Raw genomic sequence first — 24,251 nt, forward strand, 5'->3', positions numbered from 1 at the left:
GAAGAAAGGTCCCATCATGAAGAAGTCCCTCGTTGCCCTCGCCGCCTTCGCCGCCGTTTCCGCCTTCGCCGGCGAAATCGACTACGCCACCGTGAACGACGCGCCGGTGCAAGCCGCCGTCTCGCGCGACGCCGTCAAGGCCGAAACGCTCGCCGCCATCCGCCAGGGCCAGGTCGCCACCGGCGAAATCGGCACCGCGTTCGTCGCGAAGCAAGTGGTCGTCACGCCCCGCGTGGACAACCGCGCCGAACTGGCGCAAGCCGTGCGCCACGGCGACATCGCCTACGGCGAAGCCGGCTTCTGATCGCCGCGCACCTCCGGAAAGCAACGAAGCGCCCCTCGGGGCGCTTTTCTTTTGGGCGGCCGCGAATCAGCGGGTGAAGTAGAGCGGCTCCTGCGGCGCCGGCGCGACGCGCACGCGCACCGTGTCGGGCGCGGCCGCCGCCGGCTCGCGCAGCGCGAGTCGGCCCGCCATCGCACCGGGCGCGGTGCGCAGCTGCAGCGTGAGCGTATGGCCTTCCGCGGGCGCGGCGGCGGGCGCCGGTCGCGACTCGAGCGAGAAGGCCTTGAGGGGCAGCAGGTCCATGCTCATGGCGCCTAATGTAACAACCCGTCACCCGCTGTCCAGCGCCGTCCAGCCGGCCGGCCCATCGAAACCGCGGCACTCCGTCAATTTGTCACGCGCGGCACAATTTCGGGATGACGCAAAAACAGACGCTTTCCTTCCAGGCCGAGGTCGCGCAGCTGCTGCACCTCGTGACGCACTCGCTCTATTCCAACAAGGAGATCTTCCTGCGCGAGCTGGTTTCCAACGCCTCCGACGCCTGCGACAAGCTGCGCTTCGAGGCGTTGAACGACAACGCCTTGTACGGCGACCAGCCCAACCTCGAGATCCGCGTGGGCTTCGATGCCGAGGCGAAGACGATCACCATCACCGACACCGGCATCGGGCTGTCGCAGGCCGAAGCCATCGCCAACCTGGGCACCATCGCCAAGAGCGGCACGCGCGAGTTCATGCAGAAGCTTTCGGGTGACCAGAAGCAGGACGCGCAACTGATCGGCCAGTTCGGCGTGGGCTTCTACTCGGCCTTCATCGTCGCGGACAAGGTCACCGTCGAATCGCGCCGCGCCGGCCTTCCCGCCGAGGAGGGCGTGCGGTGGGTGAGCACCGGCACGGGCGATTTCGAGGTCGAGGCGATCACGCGCGCCGAGCGCGGCACCAGCGTCACCTTGCACCTGCGCGAGGACGCCGCGGAATTCCTCTCGGCCTGGCGCCTGAAGGCCATCGTGGCCAAGTACTCGGACCACATCTCGCTGCCGATCCTGATGAAGAAGGAAGACGGCGACGAGTGGGAGCGCGTCAACCAGGCCAGCGCGCTGTGGACGCGCCCCAAGAAGGACATCACCGACGAGCAGTACCGCGAGTTCTACAAGGCGATTAGCCACGACTGGGAAGCGCCGCTCGCCTGGTCGCACAACCGCGTGGAAGGCGCGACCGACTACACGCAGCTGCTGTTCCTGCCCGCGAAGGCCCCGCTGGACATCTGGAACCGCGACAAGGCCGCGGGCGTGAAGCTGTACGTCAAGCGCGTGTTCATCATGGACGACGCGCAGGCGCTGCTGCCCACCTACCTGCGCTTCGTGCGCGGCGTGATCGACTCGGCCGACCTGCCGCTCAACGTCAGCCGCGAGCTGCTGCAGGAAAGCCGCGACGTGAAGGCGATCCGCGAAGGCTCGGCCAAGCGCGTACTGGCGATGCTCGAGGACCTGGCGAAGGACGAGGACCAGTCGAAGTACGACGCCTTCTACGCCGAGTTCGGCGCGGTGCTGAAGGAAGGCCTGGGCGAGGACTTCGGCAACCAGGAGCGCATCGCGAAGCTGCTGCGGTTCGCCTCGACGCAGTCGGACGCGGTGAACGTGTCGCTGGCCGACTACAAGGCGCGCATGAAGGAGGGCCAGGCGGCCATCTACTACATCACCGGCGACACGGCAGCCGCCGCGCGCAACAGCCCGCAGCTGGAGATCTTCCGCAAGAAGGGCATCGAGGTGCTGTTCATGACCGACCGTGTGGACGAATGGGCGCTGTCGCACCTGAACGAATTCGACGGCACGCCGCTGCAGTCGGTGGCGCGCGGCCAGGTGGACCTGGGCCAGCTGCAGGACGAGGCGGAGAAGAAAGCCGCCGAGGAAGCCGCCGAAACCTTCAAGCCGCTGCTCGAGAAGCTGAAGGCGGCGCTCAAGGACAAGGCGCAGGACGTGCGCGTGACGACGCGCCTGGTCGATTCGCCGGCCTGCCTGGTGGTGGGCGAGGACGCCATGAGCCTGCAGCTCGCGCGCATCCTGAAGCAGGCCGGGCAGAAGGCGCCCGAGGTCAAGCCGATCCTGGAAGTGAATGCGAGCCATGCCCTGGTGAAAAAGCTCGAGAGCGACACCGCGCACTTCGACGACCTGGCGCACATCCTGTTCGACCAGGCGCTGCTGGCCGAGGGCGGCCTGCCGGAAGACCCGGCGGCCTACGTCAAGCGCGTGAACGCGCTGCTCGCCTAGGCTTCGAAGCCGCAGGCCGCGCGCGCGGCCGCCGCCTCGGCGCCGGCCAGCAGCTGCACGAATTCGCGCGCCTCGCCGGGCGACTGCGCCTTCGTGCAGACGGCCGCCGTGTAGACGGTGGCCAGCTCGAATTCCTTCGGCAGCAGGCCCACCAGTTCCACGCCCGCGACGTGAAGGATCTCGGTGACCTGCGTGCAGCCGATCACGCCGGGCACCGGCGCGCGCGCCATCTCGCCCATCGCCGTGGCGCCGTTGGGGAAGGTGCGCAGGTGGTCCTTCATCGGGACGGCCAGGCCCAGCTGCGTGAGGACCTTCATGAAGTGGATGCCCGCCGTGGCCTTCTCCGGGTCGGGGAAGTAGATGCCCGGCGCGCGCTGCAGCGCCGCCTTCAGCGCCTGCGCGGTGGACACGTCGGGATGGCGCTCGCCTTTCCTGACGGCGATGCCCGTCTTCACCACGCCGAGCGGCGCGGCGCTGCCGGCGACGACATGGCCTTGCTGCGTGAGCGTGGCTATGAGCGCCTGCGTGAGGATGACGACGTCGCAGGGCTCGCCGGCCAGCAGCTTGTCGCGCATCGTGCCCACGGCGCCGAACGTGCCCTGCACGTCGCGCGTGCCCTTCATGCGGCCCACCAGGGCCTGCGCGGCGCCGCCGCTCAGCAACTTCAAGGCCACGTCAGTCGGCCTTGATGTTGGCGGACTTGATCACGCGCGCCCACTTCGCGATGTCGTCGTCGATGTACTTCTCGAACTGCGCGGGCGTCATCACCATCGGCGTGGCACCCTGGCGGCCCCACTGCTGCTTCACGTCGGCCTGCGCGGTGATCTTCGAGACGGCCTGGTTCAGTTTCTCCACGACCTCGCGCGGCGTGCCCTTGGGCGCCATCAGGCCGAGCCAGATCGTCGCTTCGTAATTGGGCACGCCCGCCTCGTGCACCGTCGGCACGTCGGGCAGCACGCTGGAGCGCTGCAGGCCGGTGGTGGCCAGCGCCTTCACCTTGCCGGATTTCACGACCTCGGCCATCGTCGTCACCGCATCGAACATCAGGTCGACCTGCCCGCCCATGACGTCGGTGCGCGCGCCCGAGCTGCCACGGTAAGGGATGTGCACCAGGTACACGCCGGCCATGCTCTTGAACAGCTCGCCGGCCATGTGGTACGGCGTGCCCGGGCCCGACGATGCGTAGTTGATCCTGCCCGGCGCAGCCTTGGCGACGGCCAGCAGTTCGCGCACGTTGTTCGCCTTCACCGACGGGTGCGCGACCAGCACGAGGTCCGAGTAGTTGATGGGCGCGATGCCGACGAAGTCGCGCGTGAGGACAAAGGGTTTCGTCGCCAGCAGCGTCTCGTTCACGGTGTGCGTGTTCGACATCAGCAGCAGCGTGTAGCCGTCGGCCGGCGCCTTCGCCACGAGGTCGGTGCCGATGACCGAGCCGCCGCCCGGCTTGTCGTCGACGACGAAGGCCTGGCCCAGCGCATCCTGCAGGCGCAGCGCGAGGAAGCGCGCGTAGTTGTCGGCGGGGCCGCCGGCGGCGAAGGGGACGATGATCTTGACGGGGCGGTTGGGGTAGGCCTGGGCCCACGCGGTCGTGGCGTGGCACGCGAATGCCGCCATGGCCAACAAGAGAAGTGTCCGAACACGCTTCATCGCCCGCTCTCCTTCACTGGATCCCGGCCTGCGCCGGGATGGAGTCACACGCTCCGCTCGTCACTCCACCTTGCCGATCTTCTTCACCACGTCCGCCATCTTCGCCGCATCCTGCTGCACGTACTTCTCGAAGTCCGGCGAATCCATGTAGAGGATGGGGCTGCCGGCGGTGAGGATGGTTTCCTTCACCTTCGGGTCGTTGGCCGCGGCGCGCGCCGCCGCGCGCAGGCGCTGCGCGACGGGCTCGGGCGTGGCGGCGGGCACGAACAGGCCCGACCACTGCGCGTACTCGGCGTTGTAGCCCGCCGACTTGAGCGACGGCACGTCGGGCAGCGTCTCGAGCTTCGTCGTGCCCCAGTGCGCCAGCACACGCACCTTGCCGGCCTTCACGTGCTGCAGCACCGATGCCGGGCCGGTGGACAGCGCCTGGATCTGGCCGCCGAGCAGCGCGACCACCGCCGGGGCCGCGCCCTGGTACGGCACGTGCGTGAGCTTGACGCCGGTGACCTGCGCGAGCATTTCCATGGGCACGTGCATGGTGCCGTAGTTGCCGGAGGAGCCGTAGTTGATCGTGCCGGGATGGGCGCGCGCGTCGTCGACGAACTCCTTCGCGGTCTTCCACGGCGCGTCGGCGCGCACGGCCAGCACCGTCGGGTCGGCGGTGAAGCGCGCGATGGGGCGCAGCGAATTGAGCGCGTACATCTGCTGGCGGCCGAGCACCACGTCGGCCTCCGGGATCACCGTGAACGACGACAGCGCGAGCAGCACGGTGTACCCGTCGGCCGGCGCCTTCGACACGAACGCCATGCCGATGCCGCCGCCCGCGCCCGCGCGGTTTTCGATGACCACCGTCTGCCCGAGCTCGCGCGACATCGCCTCGGCGACCGGCCGCGCAACCGTGTCGGCCACGCCGCCGGGCGGGAAGGGCACGATCATGGTGATCGGCTTGGTGGGGTAGGTGCCCTGCGCAAAAACGGGGGCGGCGAGCGCCGCCAGCGCGGCGGCCAAAAGGGTGCGGCGAAGCATCATGGATGAGGTCCTCATGTGTCGTTAGCATGCTACATTGAAGGGCTCACGCCCAGAGAGTTTTCCCCATGAAGATCGCCGCCTACCTCGACGCCGGACGTGTCCGCGCAGGCATCGTCTCGCCCGACCTGCAGAGCATCCTGCCGCTGCAGATGCCCGACGAGGACCATGCCTTCGGCGCGCTGCGTGTGGTCGAGCAACTCGCGCAGTCGGACAAGGTGCCCGCGACGGGTGCACCCGTCGCGCTGGGCGCGGTCAAGCTCGTCGCGCCGCTGCCGCGGCCGCGCCGCAACCTCTTCTGCGTCGGCAAGAACTACCACGCGCACGCGAAGGAGTTCGCGGGCAGCGGCTTCGACTCCAGCGCCAAGTCGGGCGGCGACATCCCGCAGCACCCCATCATCTTTACCAAGGTCCCCGAGTGCGTGGTCGGGCCGAACGACGACATCGTGATCCCGCAGGCCGTGTCGACCGCGATCGACTACGAGGCCGAGCTGGCCGTGGTGATCGGCCGCGGCGGCAAGGGCATCGCGAAGGCCGACGCGATGAAGCACGTGTGGGGCTACACCATCGTCAACGACGTCACGTCGCGCGACTGGCAGTCGCGCCACCAGCAGTGGGACATGGGCAAGTCCTTCGACACCTTCTGCCCCATGGGCCCGTGGCTCGTCAGCGCCGACGAGTTCGACGCGGCGAACACGCGCGTGCGCTGCTGGGTGAGCGGCGAGCTGCGCCAGGACGCGAACACGCGCGACCTGATCTTCGACATCCCGACGCTCATCGAGACGCTGTCGGCAGGCATCACGCTGTACCCCGGGGACATCATCGCGACGGGAACGCCGGTGGGCGTGGGCATCGGCTTCAAGCCGCCCAAGTACCTGAAGGCCGGCGACACCGTGCGCGTCGAGATCGACGGCATCGGCGCGATCGAGAACCCCGTGCGTTGAGCCGCGCAACCGCGGGTGGCCTTTCGCTTTAACCGCACGGGCGTTGCGGCCAACGGCACGGTGTGGGTGGTTCGCATGCCCTCTGGCAAGATCGGCGGATGAGGAGCAACGAGGACGCAGCGGGCTTTTCGGCCCTGAGCCGCTTCACCATCGCCAATGGCATGCAGCGCGAGGTGAAGGAGGCGTTCCGCCAACGCCCGCACCTCGTCGACGGCGCTCCGGGCTTTGTGCGCATGGAGGTGCTGAGCCCCCTGGAGCAGCCCGAGGAAATCTGGCTGCTCACGTTCTGGACCGACCGCGCCAGCTTCGAGAACTGGCACCACTCGCACCTGTACCGCGACTCGCACCGCGGCATCCCGCGCGGGCTCAAGCTCGTGCCGGGCCGCACCGAGTTGCTGCGCTTCGAACATGTCTGCTCCTGAGGGCGCACTGGCCGCGCGGGCGATCCGCGACCACGCCGCGCCGCTGGCCGAAGCGCTGGTGCAGCGCGAGTTCGCGGCGCGCCCGGATCTCGCCGCACGCTTCGGCCCGCATGGCCGCGCGAAGTCGCTCGAAGACGCGAGCTACCACTTCGCCTTCCTCGCGCAGGCCCTGGAGCTTGCGCGGCCGGCGCTCTTCGACGGCTACATCGGGTGGGTGAAGGCCTTGCTCGCGCACCGGCGCGTGACGCCCGAGGACCTGAAGCACCACCTCGAACGCATGGTGGAAGCGCTGATCGCGTCCTTGCCCGCCGGTGCCGCCGCACTGGCGGTGGACTGCGTGGGCGAAGCCATCGCTCGCCTGCCGCGCCATCCCGCGTCGGTGGACGCCGCGCTCGGCCGCATCCCGCAGCGCGCGCGCGACTACCTGGCGCTCATGCTGGCGCTCGATGCCGAGGGCGCGCGGCGCCTCGTGGTCGACGAGCTGCGCCGCGGCGTGGGCATCGGCGAGCTGTACCTGCAGGTGCTCGCGCCGGCCATGCATGAAGTTGGCCTCCTGTGGCAGGCCGCGCGCATCAGCGTCGCGCAGGAGCACTACTGCACCGGCGTCACGCTCACGGTGGCCGGCGAGCTCAGCGCCTCCGTGCATGCGGTGCGCGCGGGCCGCACCGCGATCGTCGCCTGCGTGTCGGGCGAACAGCACTCGCTCGGCTCGCGCATGGTGGCCGACTTCCTGGACCTGACCGGCTGGCGCACGCTGTGGCTGGGCGCCAGCACCCCCACGCGAGACTTGCTGCACATGGCGGAAGAACTGGACGCGGACCTGCTGGCGATCTCGTGCAGCTACGCGCCATACCTCCACGACGTCGCGAAGTTGATCGCCGCCTTGCGCGCGCAGCCGGCGACGCGCGATGTGAAGGTGATGGTGGGCGGCCACGCGTTCGCGTGGTGCGAGGGCCTGTGGCGCGACGTCGGCGCGGACGGCTACGCCGAAGACGCGGCGCAGGCCGCCCAGTGCGCGCACCAGCTGCTCGCCAGGGCTTGAACGCCCGCTACCGCGCGGTGAATTTACGAACCGCGGCCAATGTAACAACCGGAGATGAATAGGCAGATTTCCCTATACTGCTGAGCAGGGGCTCGGAGAGCCGAAGTCAGTCTTTACAAACGCAGGAGGGGCGATGGCCATCACCGTCGAAACACGCACGCAGGTTTCCCAGCTCTATACGGCCCTCTTCGGCCGCGCGCCCGACGCCGACGGCCTTGGCTTCTGGACGCAGCTGGTCGGCAACGGCGACACGCTGACCCACGTGGCGGACATGATGTACGCGACGGCCCCGGCTCGCGCGTACTACCCGGCGGGCGCGACCAACCAGCAAGTGGTCGCGGCGTTCTACCTCAATGTGCTCGGGCGCACCGCCGATGCCGAGGGCCTCGCCTTCTGGACGGCCGCCATGAACGAGGCCGGCGCCACGCCCGGTTCCGTCATCGTGCGAATGATCGCGAACGTCGCGACCTACGACGGTTCGGACCCAGCGGGCCTGACCAGCCAGCTCCTGTTCAACAACCGCGTGTCGGTCGCGCAGCATTACGCCGAAGCCGGCGGCGGTGTCGACGGCGCCACTGCGATCCTGCTGCCCGTGACGTCCGACCCCGCGACGGCCACCGCGGTGATCCACGCGATCGACACCGCCGGCGTGAACGCGCCGGTCTTCAGCGGCGCCACGGTCAACGGCGGCACGCTCGTCATGGCGTATGCCGACGGCAGCGCGCTCGACGCCACGCACGTGCCCGCGGTGGGCGCCTTCGCCGTCGTCGTCAACGGGACGGCGCGCGCGGTGTCGTCCGTCGCCGTCGACGCCGCCGCGAAGACCGTGACGCTCACGCTGGCCAGCCCGGTGACGAACGGCCAGACCGTCACGGTCGCGTACACGGACCCGACGAGCGGCAACGACGCCAGCGCCATCCAGGACGCCGGCGGCACCGATGCGGCCTCGCTCGCCGCCACCGCCGTGACCAACAACACCCCGGTCGACGCCGACTTCACGGCGCCGGTGTTCTCGAGCGCGAGCGTCACCGGCGCGAGCCTCGTGCTGACCTACAGCGACGCGAACGCTCTCGACGCCACCCACGTGCCCGCCGTCGGCGCTTTCACGGTGAAGGTCGCCGGCACGACGCGCACCGTCTCGGCCGTTGCCGTCGACGCCGCCGCGAAGACCGTGACGCTGACGCTCGAAACCGCAGTCACCAGCGGGCAGGCAGTGACCGTCGCCTACGCGGACCCGACGACCAGCAACGATGCCAACGCCATCCAGGACGCCGCGGGCAACGATGCCGCCAGCCTCACGACCACGGCGGTGCTGAACGGGGGGGTCGACACCACGGGGCCGATCTTCGCCGGCGCGACGGTGAACGGCTCGTCGCTGGTGATGACCTACACCGACCCGTTCTCGGTCGACCCCTTCAATCCGCCGGCGCCGGGCGCGTTCGTCGTGAAGGTCGCCGGTGTCACGCGCGGCGTGAGCACCGTCACCGTCGATTCCGCCGAGGGCACCGTGACGCTCACGCTGGCGTCGCCGGTGGCGAACAACCAGGCCGTGACCGTGGCCTACACCGATCCGACCACCGCCGACGACGCCAACGCAATCCAGGACGCCTTCGGCAACGACGCCGCGACGCTGGCCACCACTTCGGTCACCAACGCCACGCCGGACACGACCGCCCCGGTCTTCGCCAGTGCCACCGTGAACGGCTCGACCCTGGTGATGACCTACACCGAGCTGCACGAACTCGATGCGGTGAACAAGCCGGCGACCACCGCGTTCGCGGTCAAGGTCGCAGGGGTCGCGCGGACGGTGAACGCCGTCGCCGTGAACGCCACCTCCAAGACCGTCACGCTCACGCTCGCCAGCGCCGTCACCAACGGCCAGGCGGTGACGGTCGCCTACACCGACCCGACGGGCGGCAACGACGCCAGCGCCATCCAGGACGACAGCGGCAACGACGCGGCGACGCTGGGCGCCACCGCCGTCACCAACAACACGCCCGACACGACCGCGCCGGTGTTCGCCAGCGCCACGGTGAACGGCGCGACGCTGGTCATGACGTACACCGAGCTGACCACGCTCGACGCGGGCCACGCGCCGGCCGCCGGTGCGTTCGCGGTGAAGGTGGGCGGCGTCGCGCGCACGGTGGACACGGTCTCCGTCAACGCCGGCGCGAAGACGGTGACGCTGACGCTCGCGAGCGCCGTGACCAATGGCCAGGCGGTCACCGTCGCCTACACCGACCCGACGGGCGGCAACGACGTCAACGCCATCCAGGACGCGGCGGGCAACGACGCGGCCACGCTCGCCGCCACGGCGGTCACCAACAACACGCCGGTGCCGGACACCACGGCGCCGGTGTTCGCCAGCGCCCAGGTCAACGGCAACAGCTTGGTGCTGACGTACACCGAGCTCAACCTGCTGGATGCGACCAACATCCCGGCTGCCGGCGCGTTCGCCGTGCTGGTCAATGCCGTGTCCGACACGGTGAACACCGTCGCCGTCGATGCCAACGCCAAGACCGTGACGCTGACGCTGGCCACCGCGGTGACCAATGGCCAGACTGTGACGGTGGCCTACACCGACCCGACGGCGGGCAACGACGTGAACGCGATCCAGGACGCGAGCGGCAACGACGCCGCCGACCTGACCGCCACCGCGGTCACCAACGTCACGGCGTTCGCGCCGGATTTCGGCGGGCTGATCGGTGTCGCGCCGGGTTTCTTCTTCGACGGGTTCTAGCCGACGTCAGGCCACGAGCGGCCGCTCGCGCAGCTGCTCGACCTGCTCCTCGAGCATCTCGACCTGGCCCTGCCAGTAGTCGCGCGTGCCGAACCACGGGAAGTTGATCGGGAAGATCGGGTCCTGCCAGCGGCGCGCCAGCCACGCGCTGTAATGGATGAGCCGCAGCGTGCGCAGGGGCTCCACCAGCGCCAGCTCCTCGCGGTCGAACTCGCGCAGCTGCTCGTAGCCGTCGACGAGCGCGCCCAGCTGCTTCTGCTTCTGCGCGCGTTCGCCCGACAGCAGCATCCACACGTCCTGCACCGCCGGCGCCATGCGCGCATCGTCGAGGTCAACGAAGTGCGGGCCCTTCCCGGGCACCCACAGGATGTTGCCGGGATGGCAGTCGCCGTGGGCGCGGATCGCGCGCGCAGCGGCCAAGGGCGAATCCGCGATGATCGCCAGCGCCTCGTTGCAACGTGCGAGCCAGGGGCCTTGCACGTCGAGCGGGATCGCGTGGTGCTCGATGAGCCAGTCGCGCGATTCGGCGCCGAAGGACTGCAGGTCGAGCGCCGGGCGCGTCGCGAAGGCGCTTCGCGCGCCGACAATGTGGATGCGCGCGAGGAAGCGGCCTATCCATTCCAGCACCTCGCCATCGTCGAGCTCGGGTGGGCGCCCGCCGCGCCTCGGGCTCACGCTGAAGGCGAAGCCGCCGAAGTGGTGCAGCGTGCGGCCTTCGATGACGAGCGGCGCGACCATCGGAACCTCGCCCTCGGCGAGCTCGGCCGCGAACGCGTGCTCTTCCAGGATCTGCGCGTCGCTCCAGCGGCCGGGGCGGTAGAACTTGGCGACCACCACGTCCGCGCCCTCGTGCGGCTCCTCGAGCCACACCTGGTACACGCGGTTCTCGTACGAGCTCAGCGCGAGCAGGCGGCCGTCGCCGTACAGGCCGATGCCGGCGAGCGCGTCCTGCACCACGTCGGGCGTGAGTGCTTCGTAGGGATGCCTGTTGTCGGCTGCGGCCATGCCGCATTGTGCCTAGGCGAGCGAGAGGATCTGGCCTTCGCGCGGGTCCGCACGGCCCGCGAACATCTGTTCGTACGCCGACTGGGCGGCGTGCGGCCCGCGGTGGCGGTGCACGCTGAGCCACGGTGCGCGGCTGTCCTGCACGCGCGCGAGGAAGCTCGTCCACGCCCGGCCGAAGCGCCGCTGGTATTCCTGCGGTCCCCAGTCGGCGAAGCGCTTCTTGCCGTGCGCCGGCGCGAAGAAGAAGACGGGCTTGGGCCCGGTGAGGTCCTTCGCGCCGCCGAGCGAATCGATGTGCGTGCCGCCGACGGCGCAGCTGTACTTGAGCTGCGGCAGGTGTGCGTGCAGCTTGCGGCGGAACGGCGCGTCGCCGGCGAAGTCGACGTACACGCCCGCCGTGTCCGCGGCGATGGCAGCGAAGTCGTCATACGTGACGACGCGCGAGTAACACCCCAGGCTTTCGCAGAAGGCCTTGTTCGATGCCGATGTCAGGCCCACGACCTGCACGCCCTCGCGCTGCGCGAGCAGGAAGGCCGTGCCGTACGCCGTCTTGCTCGACGCACTGGAGAGCATCACCGTGTCCGCGCCAAAGAAGGCGCTGTCGGCCAGGAAGTCGTCGATCAAAAAGGACGTGGTGAAAAGCGGCCGCAGCAGCGACTGGATGTCCTCGCTTCCCGGCGTGAAGGAGCTGTCGCCCGCCGTTCGCACGTACTGGTTGTAGACGCCCGGCAGTTCGGCGCGGTGCGCCGCGCCATCGTTGAAGCGCGAAGGCGTGAGGCCGACCGGCTGCAGCACCGCCGAGTCGGCCATCGGCCAGTAGCCGTACAGGCGTTCGCCTGCCGCGACGCCGGGATGGGTGGACTGCACGACCGTGCCGAAGCCCCACACCGGGACCACGCCCCAGCCCTCCTCGCCCGAGGGAAAGAAGCGCCAGTAGCTCATCGAGTCGCCGTAGGCCGCGTAGGTGATGTTGTTGGCGGTGAGCGCGAAGGAGTCGATGCGCACGCGCACCTCGTTCGGCCCCAGCCGCGGGTCTTCGCGCGTGATGAGTTTCGATTCGGCGAGCCGGTCCTGCTTCACGAGCAACAAGGTCTGGGGCATGGCGCGACGCTAAACGAAACGGCCCGCCGGCTCAACACCGGCGGGCCGCCTTGGCGACAGGGATCGCTTGACGCCTTAGACCAGGTTGATCTGCACGTCGATGTTGCCGCGCGTGGCGTTGGAGTACGGGCACACCTGGTGCGCGGCGTCCACGAGCTGTTGCGCTTGCGCGCGGTCCATGCCGGGCAGCGACACGTTCAGGCGGGCGGCGATGCCGTAGGCGGCGCCTTCCTTGATCGGGCCCAGGTCCACTTCGGCGTCCACCGCGAGGTCCTGCGGCAGCTGCAGCTTCATCTTGCCGGCGACGGCCTTCATCGCGCCGATGTAGCAGGCGGAATAGCCGGCGGCGAACATCTGCTCGGGGTTGGTGCCCGTGCCCTGGCCGGGGGGCGACAGCTTCACTTCGAGCTTGCCGTCGTCGGAACGCGACTGGCCGTCGCGGCCGCCGGTGGTGTGGGCGCGGCCGGTGTACAGGACTTTGTCGAGCTTGTTCATGGTGCTTTTCCTTTTGGAGGGAGGGAGGTTGGGGGAGAAAGAGGGTCAGGCCGCGAGTCTCTCGCGCAACCCGCGCAGCTCGCGCGTGAGGCGGACGACTTCCGGCAGGGAACACTGGGAGGCTTCGAGGATGCAGCCCGGGATCTTCTGGGCGCGTTGCTTCAGGCGGCGGCCCGCTGCGGTGAGCGTGATGTGCACACGGCGCTCGTCCTGCACGTCGCGCACGCGCGCCACCAGGCCGGCGGCCTCGAGGCGCTTGAGCAGCGGCGTGAGCGTGCCCGAATCCAGCGACAGGCGCTCGCCGATCTCGGACACCATGAGGCCGTCCTTTTCCCACAGCACGAGCATGGCGAGGTACTGGGGGTAGGTCAGGCCCACCTCTTCCAGCAGCGGCTTGTAGAGCTTGGTCATCGCCAGCGAGGCGGAATAGAGCGCGAAGCAGACCTGGTTGTCCAGGTGCAGCATCTCGTCGGCGGTGGGGTGTTTCGCTGGCATGGCTGAATTATGGCACAAAATTAAATTGCGTGCAACTTGAATTGGCCCGATGGCGCGCAGGGGCATAAACTGGCCCGTCCGAGAAAGGACCACCCCATGTTGTCCGAAGCCTCCGTCACCACCATGCTGCCGGTCAGGGACCTCGACCGTGCGCGCGCCTTCTACGAGGGGCGCCTCGGCCTGAAGCCGGCCGGGCTCAAGCCCGACGGCAAGTTCGTCTACAAGGTGGGCGGCACCACGCTGGCGCTGTTCCCCAAGCCGGAAGGCACCAAGGCCGACCACACGGCCATCAGCTTCCAGGTCGCGGACATCGCCGCCAGCATCGAGCAGCTCAAGCGCGCGGGCGTGACGTTCGAGGACTACGACTTCCCGGGGCTGAAGACGGTGAACCACGTCTGCGTGCTCGGCGCCGAGAAAGCCGCGTGGTTCAAGGACACCGAGGGCAACTACCTCTGCCTGCACGAGGACCTGCCGGGGGCGTAGCGCGCCCTCAGCCGGTGTTGCGCAAGCCCGCCGCGATGCCGTTGATGGAGATGTGCATCCCTCGCCGCGCCCGCTCGTCCAATTCGCCTTCCCTGTGGCGGCGCACCAATTCCACCTGCAGGTGGTGTAGCGGGTCGATGTAGGGGAAACGGTGGCGGATGGAGCGCGCCAGCGCGGCGTTGCCCGCCAGGCGTTGCCTCTCGCCGGTGATGGCGTTGAGCGCTTCCACCGTGCGGTGCCACTCCGCCTCGATGGTGGCGAAGATGCGCTTTCTCAGCTTCGCATCGCCCACGAGCTCGGCGTAGCGCGAGGCCAGGGCGAGGTCGCTCTTGGCCAGCACCATGTCGATGTTGGACAGCAGCGCCTTGAGGAACGGCCAGTTGCGGTACATGCGCTGCAGCAAGGCCAGTTGGTTGCGCTTGTCCTGGGCGAGGAAGGACTCCACGGCCGAACCGAACCCGTACCAGCCCGGCAGCGTCAGGCGGCACTGGCCCCAGCTGAAGCTCCAGGGGATGGCGCGCAGGTCCTCGATCCTGTGGCTGGACTTGCGCGAGGCCGGGCGCGAGCCGATGTTCAGCTCGGCGATCTCGCGGATGGGAGTCGAGCCGAAGAAGTAATCCGTGAAGCCGGGGGTTTCGTACACCAGGGCCCGGTAGGCCTTCATGCTCGCTTGCGAGAGCGCTTCGGCCGCGGCGATGAATTCCTTCGGTGCCGGCTTGCTCGGTTGCAAGAGACTCGCTTCGAGCGTGGCGGCGACCAGCGTCTCCAGGTTTCGGCGGCCGATCTCCGGATTGGCGTACTTGGAGCCGATCACCTCGCCCTGCTCCGTGAGGCGGATCTGCCCGCGCACGGTGCCGGGCGGCTGCGCGAGGATGGCCTGGTAGCTGGGGCCGCCGCCTCGGCCCACGGTGCCACCGCGGCCGTGGAACATGCGCAGCTGGATGTTGTGGCTGTTGGCCAGTTGCTCGAACAGGTTGACCAAGGCGGTGCCCGCGCGGTACAGCTCCCAGTTGCTGGTGAAGATGCCCCCGTCCTTGTTGGAGTCGCTGTAGCCCAGCATGATGTCCTGCTCGGCGCCCGAGCGCTGCACCAGGCGAGCCACGCCCGGCAGCCGGTAGAACTCGCGCATGATGCGCGCGGCGTTTCGCAGGTCCTCGATGGTTTCGAACAGGGGCACGACGATCAGCTGCGCCTGCGCGTCGTCATCGAGCGTGCCGCGCATCAGGCCCGCTTCCTTTTGCAGCAAGAGGACTTCGAGCAGGTCCGAGACGTCCTCGGTGTGGCTGATGATGTAGTGGCGGATCGCCTGCGCGCCCAGGCGCGAGCGCATCGCCAGGGCCATCTCGAAGATGGCCAGCTCCTTCTTGGCCAGCTCGCTGTAGGCTGCGCCCATCACGCGCAAGGGGCGCGCGTCGCACAGCAGGCGCACCAGCAGCTCGCGCCGGGCGGTTTCATCGAGCTTGGCGTAGTTCGCCTCGATGCGGGCCACCGACAGCAATTCAGCAACCACCAACTCATGCTGGTCGGAGCTCTGGCGCAGGTCGACGGTCGCCAAGTGGAAGCCGAAGACCTCGACGGCGCGAATGAGCGGATGCAAGCGCTGCTGCACCAACGGCCCCCCATGGTTCGCGAGGAGCGAGGCCTCGATGGTGCGCAGGTCCGCCAGGAATTCGGCCGGGCCCGTGTACGGATCCTGCGGCGGCACGGCGTGGCGCGCCGCATCGCCGCCCGTCAGGTCCTTGAGCGTCGCGGCCAGGCGCGAGTACATGCCCGTGAGCGCCCGCCGGTAGGGCTCGTCCAGCCGGTGTTCGTTCAGGTCGGGCGAGCGGTCGGCCAGCGCCCGCATGTCCGGCGACACGGCCACCAGCAGCGCCGATTGCGACAGCTCCTGCCCGAGGAAGTGCACTTCGGTGAGGAAATGCCGAAGCGCCACCTCCGCTTGGCGGCGCAAGGCGTACTCCAGCGTCTGCGCCGTCACGTTCGGGTTGCCGTCGCGGTCGCCCCCGATCCACTGGCCCATGCGCAGGAAGGAAGCCACGGGCTGCGAGCCGAGTTCTCGTTCGAGATGCGCGTAGAGCTTCGGGATTTCGCGCAGGAACGTCGCCTCGTAATACGACAGCGCGTTCTCGATTTCGTCGGCCACCGTGAGCTTGGTGAAGCGCAGCAAGCGCGTCTGCCACAGCTGCAGCACCCGCGCGCGCATGTGCGCTTCGTTGGCCGCGAGCTCGCGCGGCGCCAGCGCATCCTTGGGAATGGCCCGCGCCTTGATCTCGTCGCGCATCGTGAGCAGGTGCGCAATGTCGCGCTCCGCATCGAGGATGCTCTTGCGCTGCACCTCGGTCGGGTGGGCCGTGAGCACCGGCGAAAGGTAGCTCCTGGCGAGCAACTGCGACACGGGTTTCGCGCCGATGCCGGCCCAGCGCAGGCGCGCCAGCGCCACCTCGATGCTGCCTTCCTGCTGGTCGCCCGCGCGCTCGTGGATCGAGCGGCGGCGGATGTGGTGGCGGTCCTCCGCCAGGTTGGCCAGGTGCGAGAAGTAGGTGAACGCACGGATCACGCTGACCGTCTGCTCGCTCGACAGCGACTTGAGCAGCGCCTTCAGTGCCCGGTCGGCCTCGTGGTCCGCATCGCGGCGAAAGGCGACCGAGAGCTTGCGCACCCGTTCGATCAGCTCGTACGCCTCCACGCCCTCCTGCTCGCGGATCACGTCGCCCAGGATGCGGCCCAGCAGGCGGATGTCTTCCACCAGCGGGCGCTCGTCGGCCGACCGCGTCCGCGGCACGCGCACGGCCTGGCCGGCCGTGCGCTCAGAGTCGTCGAACGCCATTGCGCATGACCATCCCCGCGCCCGGCGCGATCACTTTTTCCGTCCCCCACCCGGCTTGCGCCTGGCGCGCCTGTTGGGCCTCATGCGGCTCGATCAGGCCCAGCGCGACCAGGCTGGCGATGGCGCGCATGAGCGACTCCGCGGGCATGAACTGGCGCATCTGCGCCTCCGCCATGCCGTGCGCGCACGACTGCAGCAGGTGCAGCAGGTCCGTGAGGTGCCGCGTGCGGCTGTCGTGCTGCTCCCAGGCGGCAACCGCCTTGCCGTTGGGGGTGATGCGGTACAGGGTCGAGTTGTCCCGGTGGGACCCTGCGTTGTGTTGCTGTGTGGCCATGGCGACTTCCCCGGCGATTCATTGCTCCCTGGACGCGGTGGGAATGGCTCGACTCACTTCAGGAATTTCAGCGAGCTCGAGACGACCGTCAACTCCACGAACGACGAGGCGCTGCGCGTCTCGGCGCTGAATGCGAGCGGGAAGCCGCCCAGGTTCATCGGCGGCATCTGCTCGATGGCGGTGGCCAGCGCTGCGGGCGTCGCCTCCTTCGTCTTCGCGCGCTTGAGCGACTCGGTGAGCCAGCGCGCCGCCACGTAGCCTTCCATGCTCGCGAAGTCGGGCGTGATGTTCCGCGCGGCGGCGAACGCGATGAACTCCCGCGAGATCGCCGTGCCGCCGCTCCACGGGAAGGGCACGACCTGCGCCACCGAGATGCCGACGGCCTGCGAGCCGAGCTGGTCGACCAGCGACTGGCCGCCGACGGTGGACACCGTGTAGAAGCTGCCGCCGTATCCCGCTTTGCGCGCGGCCTTCACGAACGCGGCGCTCGCGGCGGTGTTGGCGGCCAGCACGATGGCCTGCGGCTTGGAGGCCACCAGCACCGGCACGGCCGCGCTCACGTCGGCGCTGCCGCGCGACACGCTGGAGAACTGGGCGCTCGCGAGCTTGTTCGCCTCGGCGGCCTGCGCGAACGAATCCCGGATCTCCCAGCCGGCCGATTCGTACTCGAACAGCAGCGCGACGCGGTCGATGCCGATCGAGCTGGTGTGGCGGATGATCTGCCGGATCTCGTCCCTGTGCCCGGCGCGCAGCAGGTACACGTTGGCGTTGGTCTTCTGGCGCAGCACGTCCATGCCGCTCACGGGCGCGATGAACGGCACGCCTTCGGCCAGCGCGGCCTGCATGCCTTCGCGGTTGGCGCCCGGCCCCGCGAAGCCGAAGAAGCCGATGGCGCCGTGGCTCGCCGTGAGCAGCTTGGTGTTGGTCATCGCGCGTTCGACGACGCCGCCGTCGTCCAGCGTGACCAGCTCCATCTTCATGCCGTTGACGCCGCCCTCGGCGTTGACGCCCTCGAACCAGCCCAGCGCCGCGTCGCGGAACTGGCGGCCGACGGCGCCGTTCGCGCCGCTGAGCGACGTGGATTGGCCCAGGCGCAGGACGCCGTCGCCGGCCGCTTTCTTCGCGGCCGCCAAAGCCAGGGTGGGGAACGACAGGCCGGACGCACAGGCCAGTGCGAGGGCCTTTCTTCGGTTCAACATGCTTGTCTCCTCTCGGATGGTTCGGCGGCCCGTCGATGCGCCTGCGGGCCTACCAGCGAAGCGATGCTGTGTGCACAGGCGCATCCCACAGCGATTTCATTTCCTCGTCCAGCAGCGTCACGGTCAGCGACGCGCCGGCCATTTCCAGTGCGGTCGTGTAGTTGCCCACCAGCGACCGCGCGATCTTCAAGCCCTGCTTCTCCAGCACCTGCTGCGCGCAGTGGTACAGCAGGTACTGCTCAATCAGCGGCGTGCCGCCGAAGCCGTTCACGTGCAGCAGCACTTCGGTGCCTGCCGCGGGCTTCAGGTCGCCCAGGATCGCGGCCATCAGCTCGTCGACCAGCTCCTGCGCCGGGCGCACCTTGCCGCGGCGGCGGCCGGGCTCGCCATGGATGCCCACGCCGAACTCCATCTCGTCCTCGGCGATGTCGAACGTCGGGCGGCCCGCGGCCGGCACCGTGCAGCTCGTGAAGGCGACGCCCATCGAGGCGGTGCGCGAATTGACGCGGTCGCCCAGCGCCTTGCACTGGTCCAGGCTCGCGCCCATCTCGGCGGCGGCGCCGACGAGCTTTTCGACCATCAGCGTGCCGGCCACGCCGCGACGGCCCGTGGTGTGCGTGGATCGCTCCACCGCGACGTCGTCGTTGACCAGCACCGTGGCGCAGGGCTGGCCCATCATCTCGGCGGCCATCTGGAAGTTCATGACGTCGCCGGCGTAGTTCTTCACGATGAAGAGGACGCCCTGGCCCGAGCCCACGCTCTCCGCCGCGGCCAGCATCTGGTCGGGCGTGGGCGAGGTGAAGACCTGGCCGGGGCAAGCCGCATCGAGCATGCCCTTGCCGATGAAACCGCAATGCAGCGGCTCGTGGCCCGCGCCGCCGCCGGAAATCAGCGCGACCTTCTTCTTCGCATGGACCTTGCGGCTGACGAAGGTGGGCTCCAGGTGCAGCTGCAGCACGTCCGCGTGCGCGGCGGCCAGGCCCTGCAGCGCCTCCTGCAGCAGCGAGTCGACGTCGTTGACGAACTTCTTCATCGCACGGCCCCTTCGGTGAGCATGTCGCACACGGCGAAGACGGCGACTTGGCTCGTCTTCGCGCCCGGATCGATGTGGCCGAGGGCGCGCTCGCCGAGGAAGTGCGCGCGGCCCTTCGTGGCGATCATGTCGCGCGTGGCGAGCATGTTGAACTCGGCTTCCTGCTTCAGCTTGGCGCACAGCGTCTCGCGGTCGCTGCCCTCGCCGGCCATGCGCACCAGCAGGCGCGATGTCGGGATCAGCACGTCGAGCATCGTCTTCTCGCCCACGTCGGCCTTGCCGCGCGACTTGATCGCATCGACGCCTGCGGCGAGCGCGGCGGCGAACTGCTTGGCGTTGGGTTCCGGGAAGCCCTCGAGCTCGCGGCCCATGGAGATGAAGAAGCTGCCGATCAGCGGGCCGGAGGCGCCGCCGATGGTCGAGAGCAGCTTCATGCCGATCCGCTTGAAGGCCTCGGCCGGCGGGTGTTGCAGCAGCTCGTTCTTCATCGCGACGATGGCTTCGCTGCCGCGGCGCACGTTGATGAAGTGGTCGCCGTCGCCGATCGCCCGGTCGAGCGACTCGATGTGCTCCTCGTTGGCGAGGATCGCGGCTTTCACGGCTTCCACCGCGCTGACAATGTCCTGTGTATTCATGATGGGGAGTCCCTGTGGGTGATCAAGCGGCGACGCGCCGGCCCGCGCCGTCGAAAAGCAGCCGGTGCTGCGGCGGAAAGCGCAGCCGGATGCGCGATTGGGGAGCGGGCGCCGTGTCGCGGTTGAAACGCGCCCGCACTTCCACGCCCGCGTATTCGCAGATGACGTGGTGCTTGAGCAGCGACGACTCGACCACCGTGCATTCGAAGGCCTCGCCCTGGGGCTCGACCTCGACGTCCTCGGGGCGGATGGCGACGTTCGCGACCGCCGTCGGGTACTGGCCCTTGAACCAGCCCGCCGGCAGCACGTTGACCTGCGGCGAGCCCAGGCGCTGCGCGACGTGCAGCGAGCCGGGCGCGGCATAGATCTCCTGCGGCGTGCCCACCTGCAGGATGCGGCCTTCTTCCAGGATGGCGATGCGGTCGGCCAGCGTGGTGGCTTCCACCTGGTCGTGCGTCACGTAGATCACGGTGGCGCCGTTTTCCTTCTGCACGCGCTTGAGTTCCACGCGCAGCTCCTCGCGCAGCTTGGCGTCCAGCGACGACAGCGGCTCGTCCATCAGGAACACGCGGGGCTTGCGCACCAGCGCACGGCCGATGGCCACGCGCTGCATCTCGCCGCCCGACAGCTGCGTCGGCTTGCGCTCGAGCTTGCTCTCGATGTGCAGCGTGGCGGCCACGCGCGCGATGCGGCGGGCGATTTCATCCTCGGCCACGCGGCGCATCGGCGCGCGCAGCGGGAAGGCCATGTTGTCGTACACGCTCAGGTGCGGGTACAGCGAGTACTGCTGGAAGACGAAGGAGCAGTCGCGCAGCGCCGGCGGCAGGGCGGTGGCGTCCTCGCCGTCCATCGCGACCGTGCCCAGTTCGGGCTGCTCCAGGCCGGCGATGACGCGCAGCGTGGTGGTCTTGCCGGCGCCGCTGGGGCCCAGCAGCACGAAGAATTCGCCGTCCTTCACGTCCAGCGCGATGCCGTCGAGGGCGACGGTGGCGCCGAAGGTCTTGCGGATGCCGTTGAGGGTGATGCTAGCCATGGCGCATGCTCGGTTGGTGGGCGATGGTGGTGGCGCTTTGCAGCAGGAGCTCGGTGGCGGCGTCGAACAGCACGACGTGCTGCGTGTCGAAGTCCAGCCCGACCTGCACGCCCTCCTCGGGCCGCGCCGACTTGTCGGCGAGCACCTTGATGGCGCCGGCTTCGGTCTGCACCTCGACGACCCAGTGCGAGCCGAAGTACTCGACGTGCTGCACCTTGCCGCCCAGGCAGCCTTCGTCGGCGCCGCGCAGGCGCACGTACTCGGGGCGGATGCCGAAGATCACGCGCGGCGACGGCGCCTCGATGCGCGGCACGGCTATGTTGCGGCCGGCGATGCGCACCTGGGTGTCGCCCTTGGCGACGGCGGCCTGCGCCTGCACCAGGTTCATCGGCGGGCGGCCGATGAACTTCGCGACGAACAGGCAGGACGGGAAGTTGTAGATGCCGTTCGGGTCGTCGGCCTGCAGTACCTCGCCCTGGTTCATCACCACGATGTGGTCGGCCAGCGCCATCGCCTCGTTCTGGTCGTGCGTGACGAACACGGTGGTGGTCTTCAGCTTGTCGTGCAGCTTGCGCAGCTCCACGCACATCAGTTCGCGGAACTCCGCGTCGAGCGTCCCCAGGGGCTCGTCCATCAGGAAAGCCTTGGGTTGACGCACGATTGCACGGCCCAGCGCCACGCGTTGCCTGTCCCCACCGGCAAGCCCGGTGACGCTGGAGCCGAGCAAGTGCTCGATACGCAGGATCGAAGCCACCTCGTTGACGCGGCGGTCGATCTCTGCACGGGCCACGCCTTCGTTGCGCAGCGGGAATTCAAGGTTGCCCCGCACGCCCAGGTGCGGGTACAGCGCGAAGAGCTGGAAGCACATCGCGATGTCGCGCTCGCGGGGGCGCAGGTAGGTGACGTCGTCGCCGTCCAGCGTGATCTCGCCGGCGGTCGGGTATTCCAGGCCGGCGATCATGCGCAGCGTGGTCGTCTTGCCGCAGCCCGACGGGCCGAGCAGCACGACGAACTTGCCGTCTTCGAGGACCAGCGAGGAGTCCTTCACCGCCGTGAAGTCGGCGAAGCGCTTCTGCAGGTTGCGGATGCGGATCTCGGCCATGTCAGTTCCCCTGCGGCAGCTTGCCGGCGATGGAGAAGCCGACCACGCCGGCGAGCAGCACGGTGAAGCCGTAGCTGAAGACGTCCTGCGACCAGGGCTGCATCAGCATGGCCAGGCCCAGGCCGATGAGGGCGGTGGTGCCGTGCTCCCACGGCCCGCGGCGGAAGAGTTTGGCGATGTTCATTTGCGGATCGCTCCGAAGGTGACGCCACGCAGCAGGTGCTTGCGCAGCAGCACGGTGAACACCAGCACCGGCAGCAGGAACAGCGTCGTGCCAGCCGCCATGGCGGGCCAGTCGAGGCCGCCCTCGCCGATGATGGTGGGAATGAAGGGCGGGGACGTCTGCGCGGTGCCGCTCGTGAGCAGCAGGGCGAAGGCGTACTCGTTCCACGCGAAGATCAGGCAGAAGATGGCCGTGGTCGCGATGCCGGTGGCGGCCTGGGGCAGCACCACCTTCAGGAAGGCTTGCCAACGCGTGTACCCGTCGACCATGGCGGCCTCCTCGTACTCGCGCGGGATCTCGTCCATGAAGCCTTGCAGCAGCCACACCGCGAGCGACAGGTTCACCACCGTGTAGAGCAGGATCAGGCCGGTGTACGTGTCGTTCAGCCCGAGCTGCCGGTACATCAGGTACACCGGGATCGCGATCGCGATGGGCGGCATCATCCGCGTCGACAGGATGAAGAACAGCAAGTCCGACTTGGCGGGCACGCGGAACCGCGAGAACGCATAGGCCGCGAGCGTGCCCAGGACCACCGACAGCAGCGTCGAGCCGAAGCCGATCGCCAGCGAGTTGATGTAGCGGTCCTTGAAGCGCGACGGGCCGGCCAGGATCATCTGCTGGTCGCGCACCAGGCTTTCGTACCAGGTCGTGGCCGGCGGCAATGCCGCGAGCTCGTCGGCGCCGACGCGCGAGCGCGTCGTGAACAGGTTGACGTAGCCGATCAGCGACGGCTGCGTGATCACCTTGGGCGGGTACGCGATCGCATCGTTGGGCGTGCGGAAGCTGGTCATGAAGATCCACACCAGCGGGATCAACGACAGCACCGCATACGCGATGACCACGGAACCGGCGAACCATTTGGATGCGCTCGTCGCCTCGAGCGGGCTGTGGGGGGCGGCTCTCATCGCTGTTTCACCTTGTCGAGGAACCGGACCGTGACGAGCGACATGCCGTAGATCGCCACGAAGAGGATGATTGCGAGTGCCGAGGCGTAGCCGGTGCGCCACTTCTCGAAGGCCTCGCGCTTGAGGTGGATGGACGCCAGTTCGGTCACGGAGCCGGGGCCGCCGTTGGTGAGCTGGTCGACCAGGTCGAACATCTTGAAGTTCTCGATGGAGCGGAACAGCAGCGCGAGGATGATGAACGGCATCACCATCGGCACCGTGATGCGCCAGAACTTGGTCCATTCGGAGGCGCGGTCGATTTCCGCGGCCTCATACAGATAGGGCGGGATCGAGCGCAGGCCCGCCAGCAGGATGAGCATCACGTACGGCGTCCACATCCAGGTGTCCACCAGCACGATCGCCCAGGGCGACAGGTTCACGTCGCCGAGCATCGTGAACTTCTCGGGCCCGCCGAAGAACGACACGATGTAGTTGAAGATGCCGTATTGCGGCTCGAAGAAGTACTTCCAGAAGGTGCCGACCACCGCCGGCGCCAGCATCATGGGCAGCAGGATCGCGGTGCTCCAGAAGCTGTGCGTGCGGAAGCGCCGGTTCAGGAGCAGCGCCAGGGCGAAGCCCAGGAGCAGTTCCAGCACGATCGACCAGCACAGGAAGTGCGCGGTCGTGCGCATGTTCAGCCAGATCGCCTCGTCGCCGAGGACGCGCTGGTAGTTGGAAATCCCCACCCACGAGATTTCCGCGTTCGGCTTGTTCGCGCGGAAATTCGTGAATGAGAGATAGATCGTCCAGAGCAGCGGGAAGATGTTGAATGCCAGCAGCAGGACGATGGTCGGGCCGACGAAGAGCCACGCGAGCGCCCGGTCGGAGAGACCCTGGTGCACCGGCTTGTGTCCCTTTGCCGGTGCGAGGGCGGAAGCCGGCGGGGCGGAGCCCGCCGCTTCCTGTGACACCGCCGCTGCCACGGCTGGTTGGCGCCACTGCATGAAGAACCGAGGTTTCACGTGAGCTCCTCT

The 24,251-nt window shown here is 68.7% G+C and carries 25 protein-coding genes; 7 read left to right on the top strand and 18 right to left on the bottom strand.

Going from position 1 to position 24,251, the window contains the following annotated elements; translation table 11 throughout:
• Positions 1–16 precede the first annotated feature (16 nt).
• A complete protein-coding gene (locus WG903_RS01370) occupies positions 17–304 on the top strand; it encodes a hypothetical protein (protein WP_340072390.1) in 288 nt (95 codons plus the stop codon).
• 66 nt (positions 305–370) lie between these two features.
• Here the strand turns inward: WG903_RS01370 and WG903_RS01375 are convergent, their stop codons facing one another.
• The gene (locus WG903_RS01375; protein WP_340072391.1) at positions 371–592 is read right to left on the bottom strand and encodes a hypothetical protein; all 222 of its coding nucleotides are present in this window, start codon (positions 590–592) and stop codon (positions 371–373) included.
• A 107-nt stretch (positions 593–699) separates the two neighbouring features.
• Between WG903_RS01375 and htpG the strand changes: the two genes are divergently transcribed.
• Positions 700–2,547, top strand: coding sequence for a molecular chaperone HtpG (gene htpG, locus WG903_RS01380; RefSeq protein WP_340072392.1), 1,848 nt, complete (start codon positions 700–702; stop codon positions 2,545–2,547).
• Here htpG and WG903_RS01385 read toward each other — a convergent pair.
• The 3 genes from WG903_RS01385 to WG903_RS01395 all read right to left on the bottom strand — a co-directional run bounded on the left by WG903_RS01385 (position 2,544) and on the right by WG903_RS01395 (position 5,220).
• The gene (locus tag WG903_RS01385) at positions 2,544–3,221 is read right to left on the bottom strand and encodes a molybdate ABC transporter substrate-binding protein (protein WP_340072393.1); all 678 of its coding nucleotides are present in this window, start codon (positions 3,219–3,221) and stop codon (positions 2,544–2,546) included. The two genes, htpG and WG903_RS01385, sit on opposite strands and share 4 nt — an antisense overlap.
• A gap of 1 nt (position 3,222) precedes the next feature.
• Complete coding sequence (locus tag WG903_RS01390) at positions 3,223–4,161, bottom strand: tripartite tricarboxylate transporter substrate binding protein (protein WP_340072394.1); 939 nt, start codon at positions 4,159–4,161, stop codon at positions 3,223–3,225.
• 93 nt (positions 4,162–4,254) lie between these two features.
• A complete protein-coding gene (locus WG903_RS01395) occupies positions 4,255–5,220 on the bottom strand; it encodes a tripartite tricarboxylate transporter substrate binding protein (RefSeq protein WP_445263621.1) in 966 nt (321 codons plus the stop codon).
• A 68-nt stretch (positions 5,221–5,288) separates the two neighbouring features.
• On the opposite strand from WG903_RS01395, the gene WG903_RS01400 reads away from it, so the two are divergent.
• The 4 genes from WG903_RS01400 (at position 5,289) to WG903_RS01415 (ending at position 10,368) form a co-directional block, all read left to right on the top strand.
• Positions 5,289–6,164 (top strand): fumarylacetoacetate hydrolase family protein, encoded by an 876-nt coding sequence (locus tag WG903_RS01400; RefSeq protein WP_340072396.1) that lies wholly within the window; start codon positions 5,289–5,291, stop codon positions 6,162–6,164.
• A gap of 98 nt (positions 6,165–6,262) precedes the next feature.
• Complete coding sequence (locus WG903_RS01405; protein WP_340072397.1) at positions 6,263–6,586, top strand: antibiotic biosynthesis monooxygenase family protein; 324 nt, start codon at positions 6,263–6,265, stop codon at positions 6,584–6,586.
• The gene (locus WG903_RS01410) at positions 6,573–7,628 is read left to right on the top strand and encodes a cobalamin B12-binding domain-containing protein (protein WP_340072398.1); all 1,056 of its coding nucleotides are present in this window, start codon (positions 6,573–6,575) and stop codon (positions 7,626–7,628) included. The genes WG903_RS01405 and WG903_RS01410 overlap by 14 nt, the downstream gene beginning before the upstream one ends.
• Before the next feature lie 133 nt (positions 7,629–7,761).
• Entirely contained in the window at positions 7,762–10,368 is a 2,607-nt protein-coding gene (locus tag WG903_RS01415) for a SwmB domain-containing protein (protein ID WP_340072399.1), read from the top strand.
• A 6-nt stretch (positions 10,369–10,374) separates the two neighbouring features.
• Here WG903_RS01415 and WG903_RS01420 read toward each other — a convergent pair whose 3' ends face one another.
• The 4 genes from WG903_RS01420 to WG903_RS01435 all read right to left on the bottom strand — a co-directional run bounded on the left by WG903_RS01420 (position 10,375) and on the right by WG903_RS01435 (position 13,464).
• Positions 10,375–11,373, bottom strand: coding sequence for a serine/threonine protein kinase (locus tag WG903_RS01420; RefSeq protein ID WP_340072400.1), 999 nt, complete (start codon positions 11,371–11,373; stop codon positions 10,375–10,377).
• A gap of 12 nt (positions 11,374–11,385) precedes the next feature.
• On the bottom strand, positions 11,386–12,474 hold the full coding sequence (locus tag WG903_RS01425) for a DUF2855 family protein (protein WP_340072401.1): 1,089 nt from the start codon (positions 12,472–12,474) through the stop codon (positions 11,386–11,388).
• Between the two features lie 75 nt (positions 12,475–12,549).
• Positions 12,550–12,969, bottom strand: coding sequence for an organic hydroperoxide resistance protein (locus tag WG903_RS01430; RefSeq protein ID WP_340072402.1), 420 nt, complete (start codon positions 12,967–12,969; stop codon positions 12,550–12,552).
• Positions 12,970–13,014: 45 nt separating this feature from the next.
• Positions 13,015–13,464 carry a MarR family winged helix-turn-helix transcriptional regulator gene (locus tag WG903_RS01435; protein WP_340072403.1) on the bottom strand — a complete coding sequence of 150 codons (450 nt, stop codon included), beginning with the start codon at positions 13,462–13,464 and terminating at the stop codon, positions 13,015–13,017.
• 96 nt (positions 13,465–13,560) lie between these two features.
• Here WG903_RS01435 and WG903_RS01440 point away from each other — a divergent pair, with 96 nt between their 5' ends.
• Entirely contained in the window at positions 13,561–13,947 is a 387-nt protein-coding gene (locus WG903_RS01440) for a VOC family protein (RefSeq protein ID WP_340072404.1), read from the top strand.
• A 7-nt stretch (positions 13,948–13,954) separates the two neighbouring features.
• Here the strand turns inward: WG903_RS01440 and ppc are convergent, their stop codons facing one another.
• Genes ppc through WG903_RS01490 form a run of 10 tightly spaced genes read right to left on the bottom strand, consistent with a single transcriptional unit; the run spans position 13,955 to position 24,239 of the window.
• On the bottom strand, positions 13,955–16,774 hold the full coding sequence (ppc, locus tag WG903_RS01445; RefSeq protein ID WP_340072405.1) for a phosphoenolpyruvate carboxylase: 2,820 nt from the start codon (positions 16,772–16,774) through the stop codon (positions 13,955–13,957).
• The gene (locus WG903_RS01450) at positions 16,755–17,108 is read right to left on the bottom strand and encodes a hypothetical protein (protein ID WP_340072406.1); all 354 of its coding nucleotides are present in this window, start codon (positions 17,106–17,108) and stop codon (positions 16,755–16,757) included. The genes ppc and WG903_RS01450 overlap by 20 nt, the downstream gene beginning before the upstream one ends.
• A 53-nt stretch (positions 17,109–17,161) precedes the next feature.
• The gene (locus WG903_RS01455; protein ID WP_340072408.1) at positions 17,162–18,307 is read right to left on the bottom strand and encodes an ABC transporter substrate-binding protein; all 1,146 of its coding nucleotides are present in this window, start codon (positions 18,305–18,307) and stop codon (positions 17,162–17,164) included.
• A gap of 49 nt (positions 18,308–18,356) precedes the next feature.
• Positions 18,357–19,340, bottom strand: a complete 984-nt coding sequence (gene dhaK / locus WG903_RS01460; RefSeq protein ID WP_340072409.1) for a dihydroxyacetone kinase subunit DhaK — start codon at positions 19,338–19,340, stop codon at positions 18,357–18,359.
• Entirely contained in the window at positions 19,337–19,975 is a 639-nt protein-coding gene (dhaL, locus tag WG903_RS01465) for a dihydroxyacetone kinase subunit DhaL (protein ID WP_340072411.1), read from the bottom strand. The genes dhaK and dhaL overlap by 4 nt, the downstream gene beginning before the upstream one ends.
• 22 nt (positions 19,976–19,997) lie before the next feature.
• Positions 19,998–21,008 carry an ABC transporter ATP-binding protein gene (locus WG903_RS01470; RefSeq protein ID WP_340072412.1) on the bottom strand — a complete coding sequence of 337 codons (1,011 nt, stop codon included), beginning with the start codon at positions 21,006–21,008 and terminating at the stop codon, positions 19,998–20,000.
• Complete coding sequence (locus WG903_RS01475) at positions 21,001–22,110, bottom strand: ABC transporter ATP-binding protein (RefSeq protein ID WP_340072414.1); 1,110 nt, start codon at positions 22,108–22,110, stop codon at positions 21,001–21,003. The genes WG903_RS01470 and WG903_RS01475 overlap by 8 nt, the downstream gene beginning before the upstream one ends.
• A 1-nt stretch (position 22,111) precedes the next feature.
• A complete protein-coding gene (locus WG903_RS01480; protein WP_340072415.1) occupies positions 22,112–22,294 on the bottom strand; it encodes a hypothetical protein in 183 nt (60 codons plus the stop codon).
• Positions 22,291–23,238, bottom strand: a complete 948-nt coding sequence (locus WG903_RS01485; RefSeq protein WP_340072416.1) for a carbohydrate ABC transporter permease — start codon at positions 23,236–23,238, stop codon at positions 22,291–22,293. The genes WG903_RS01480 and WG903_RS01485 overlap by 4 nt, the downstream gene beginning before the upstream one ends.
• Positions 23,235–24,239 carry a carbohydrate ABC transporter permease gene (locus WG903_RS01490; protein ID WP_340072417.1) on the bottom strand — a complete coding sequence of 335 codons (1,005 nt, stop codon included), beginning with the start codon at positions 24,237–24,239 and terminating at the stop codon, positions 23,235–23,237. Before WG903_RS01490 ends, WG903_RS01485 begins: the two co-directional genes overlap by 4 nt.
• Positions 24,240–24,251: the final 12 nt, after the last annotated feature.

This window comes from Ramlibacter sp. PS4R-6, from assembly GCF_037572775.1.
Taxonomy (GTDB): domain Bacteria; phylum Pseudomonadota; class Gammaproteobacteria; order Burkholderiales; family Burkholderiaceae_C; genus Ramlibacter.

What these genes read in the sequence shown, in the direction of transcription:
- WG903_RS01450 (WP_340072406.1), bottom strand. Translation starts at nt 17,108, where the DNA reads ATGGCCACACAGCAACACAACGCAGGGTCCCACCGGGACAACTCGACC.
- WG903_RS01475 (WP_340072414.1), bottom strand. Translation starts at nt 22,110, where the DNA reads ATGGCCGAGATCCGCATCCGCAACCTGCAGAAGCGCTTCGCCGACTTC.
- WG903_RS01485 (WP_340072416.1), bottom strand. Translation starts at nt 23,238, where the DNA reads ATGAGAGCCGCCCCCCACAGCCCGCTCGAGGCGACGAGCGCATCCAAA.
- WG903_RS01390 (WP_340072394.1), bottom strand. Translation starts at nt 4,161, where the DNA reads ATGGCGGCATTCGCGTGCCACGCCACGACCGCGTGGGCCCAGGCCTAC.
- WG903_RS01480 (WP_340072415.1), bottom strand. Translation starts at nt 22,294, where the DNA reads ATGAACATCGCCAAACTCTTCCGCCGCGGGCCGTGGGAGCACGGCACC.
- WG903_RS01415 (WP_340072399.1), top strand. Translation starts at nt 7,762, where the DNA reads ATGGCCATCACCGTCGAAACACGCACGCAGGTTTCCCAGCTCTATACG.
- dhaK (WP_340072409.1), bottom strand. Translation starts at nt 19,340, where the DNA reads ATGAAGAAGTTCGTCAACGACGTCGACTCGCTGCTGCAGGAGGCGCTG.
- WG903_RS01430 (WP_340072402.1), bottom strand. Translation starts at nt 12,969, where the DNA reads ATGAACAAGCTCGACAAAGTCCTGTACACCGGCCGCGCCCACACCACC.
- WG903_RS01425 (WP_340072401.1), bottom strand. Translation starts at nt 12,474, where the DNA reads ATGCCCCAGACCTTGTTGCTCGTGAAGCAGGACCGGCTCGCCGAATCG.
- ppc (WP_340072405.1), bottom strand. Translation starts at nt 16,774, where the DNA reads ATGGCGTTCGACGACTCTGAGCGCACGGCCGGCCAGGCCGTGCGCGTG.
- WG903_RS01370 (WP_340072390.1), top strand. Translation starts at nt 17, where the DNA reads ATGAAGAAGTCCCTCGTTGCCCTCGCCGCCTTCGCCGCCGTTTCCGCC.
- WG903_RS01435 (WP_340072403.1), bottom strand. Translation starts at nt 13,464, where the DNA reads ATGCCAGCGAAACACCCCACCGCCGACGAGATGCTGCACCTGGACAAC.
- WG903_RS01440 (WP_340072404.1), top strand. Translation starts at nt 13,561, where the DNA reads ATGTTGTCCGAAGCCTCCGTCACCACCATGCTGCCGGTCAGGGACCTC.
- dhaL (WP_340072411.1), bottom strand. Translation starts at nt 19,975, where the DNA reads ATGAATACACAGGACATTGTCAGCGCGGTGGAAGCCGTGAAAGCCGCG.
- WG903_RS01395 (WP_445263621.1), bottom strand. Translation starts at nt 5,220, where the DNA reads ATGCTTCGCCGCACCCTTTTGGCCGCCGCGCTGGCGGCGCTCGCCGCC.
- WG903_RS01470 (WP_340072412.1), bottom strand. Translation starts at nt 21,008, where the DNA reads ATGGCTAGCATCACCCTCAACGGCATCCGCAAGACCTTCGGCGCCACC.
- WG903_RS01420 (WP_340072400.1), bottom strand. Translation starts at nt 11,373, where the DNA reads ATGGCCGCAGCCGACAACAGGCATCCCTACGAAGCACTCACGCCCGAC.
- WG903_RS01410 (WP_340072398.1), top strand. Translation starts at nt 6,573, where the DNA reads ATGTCTGCTCCTGAGGGCGCACTGGCCGCGCGGGCGATCCGCGACCAC.
- WG903_RS01455 (WP_340072408.1), bottom strand. Translation starts at nt 18,307, where the DNA reads ATGTTGAACCGAAGAAAGGCCCTCGCACTGGCCTGTGCGTCCGGCCTG.
- WG903_RS01375 (WP_340072391.1), bottom strand. Translation starts at nt 592, where the DNA reads ATGAGCATGGACCTGCTGCCCCTCAAGGCCTTCTCGCTCGAGTCGCGA.
- WG903_RS01400 (WP_340072396.1), top strand. Translation starts at nt 5,289, where the DNA reads ATGAAGATCGCCGCCTACCTCGACGCCGGACGTGTCCGCGCAGGCATC.
- htpG (WP_340072392.1), top strand. Translation starts at nt 700, where the DNA reads ATGACGCAAAAACAGACGCTTTCCTTCCAGGCCGAGGTCGCGCAGCTG.
- WG903_RS01405 (WP_340072397.1), top strand. Translation starts at nt 6,263, where the DNA reads ATGAGGAGCAACGAGGACGCAGCGGGCTTTTCGGCCCTGAGCCGCTTC.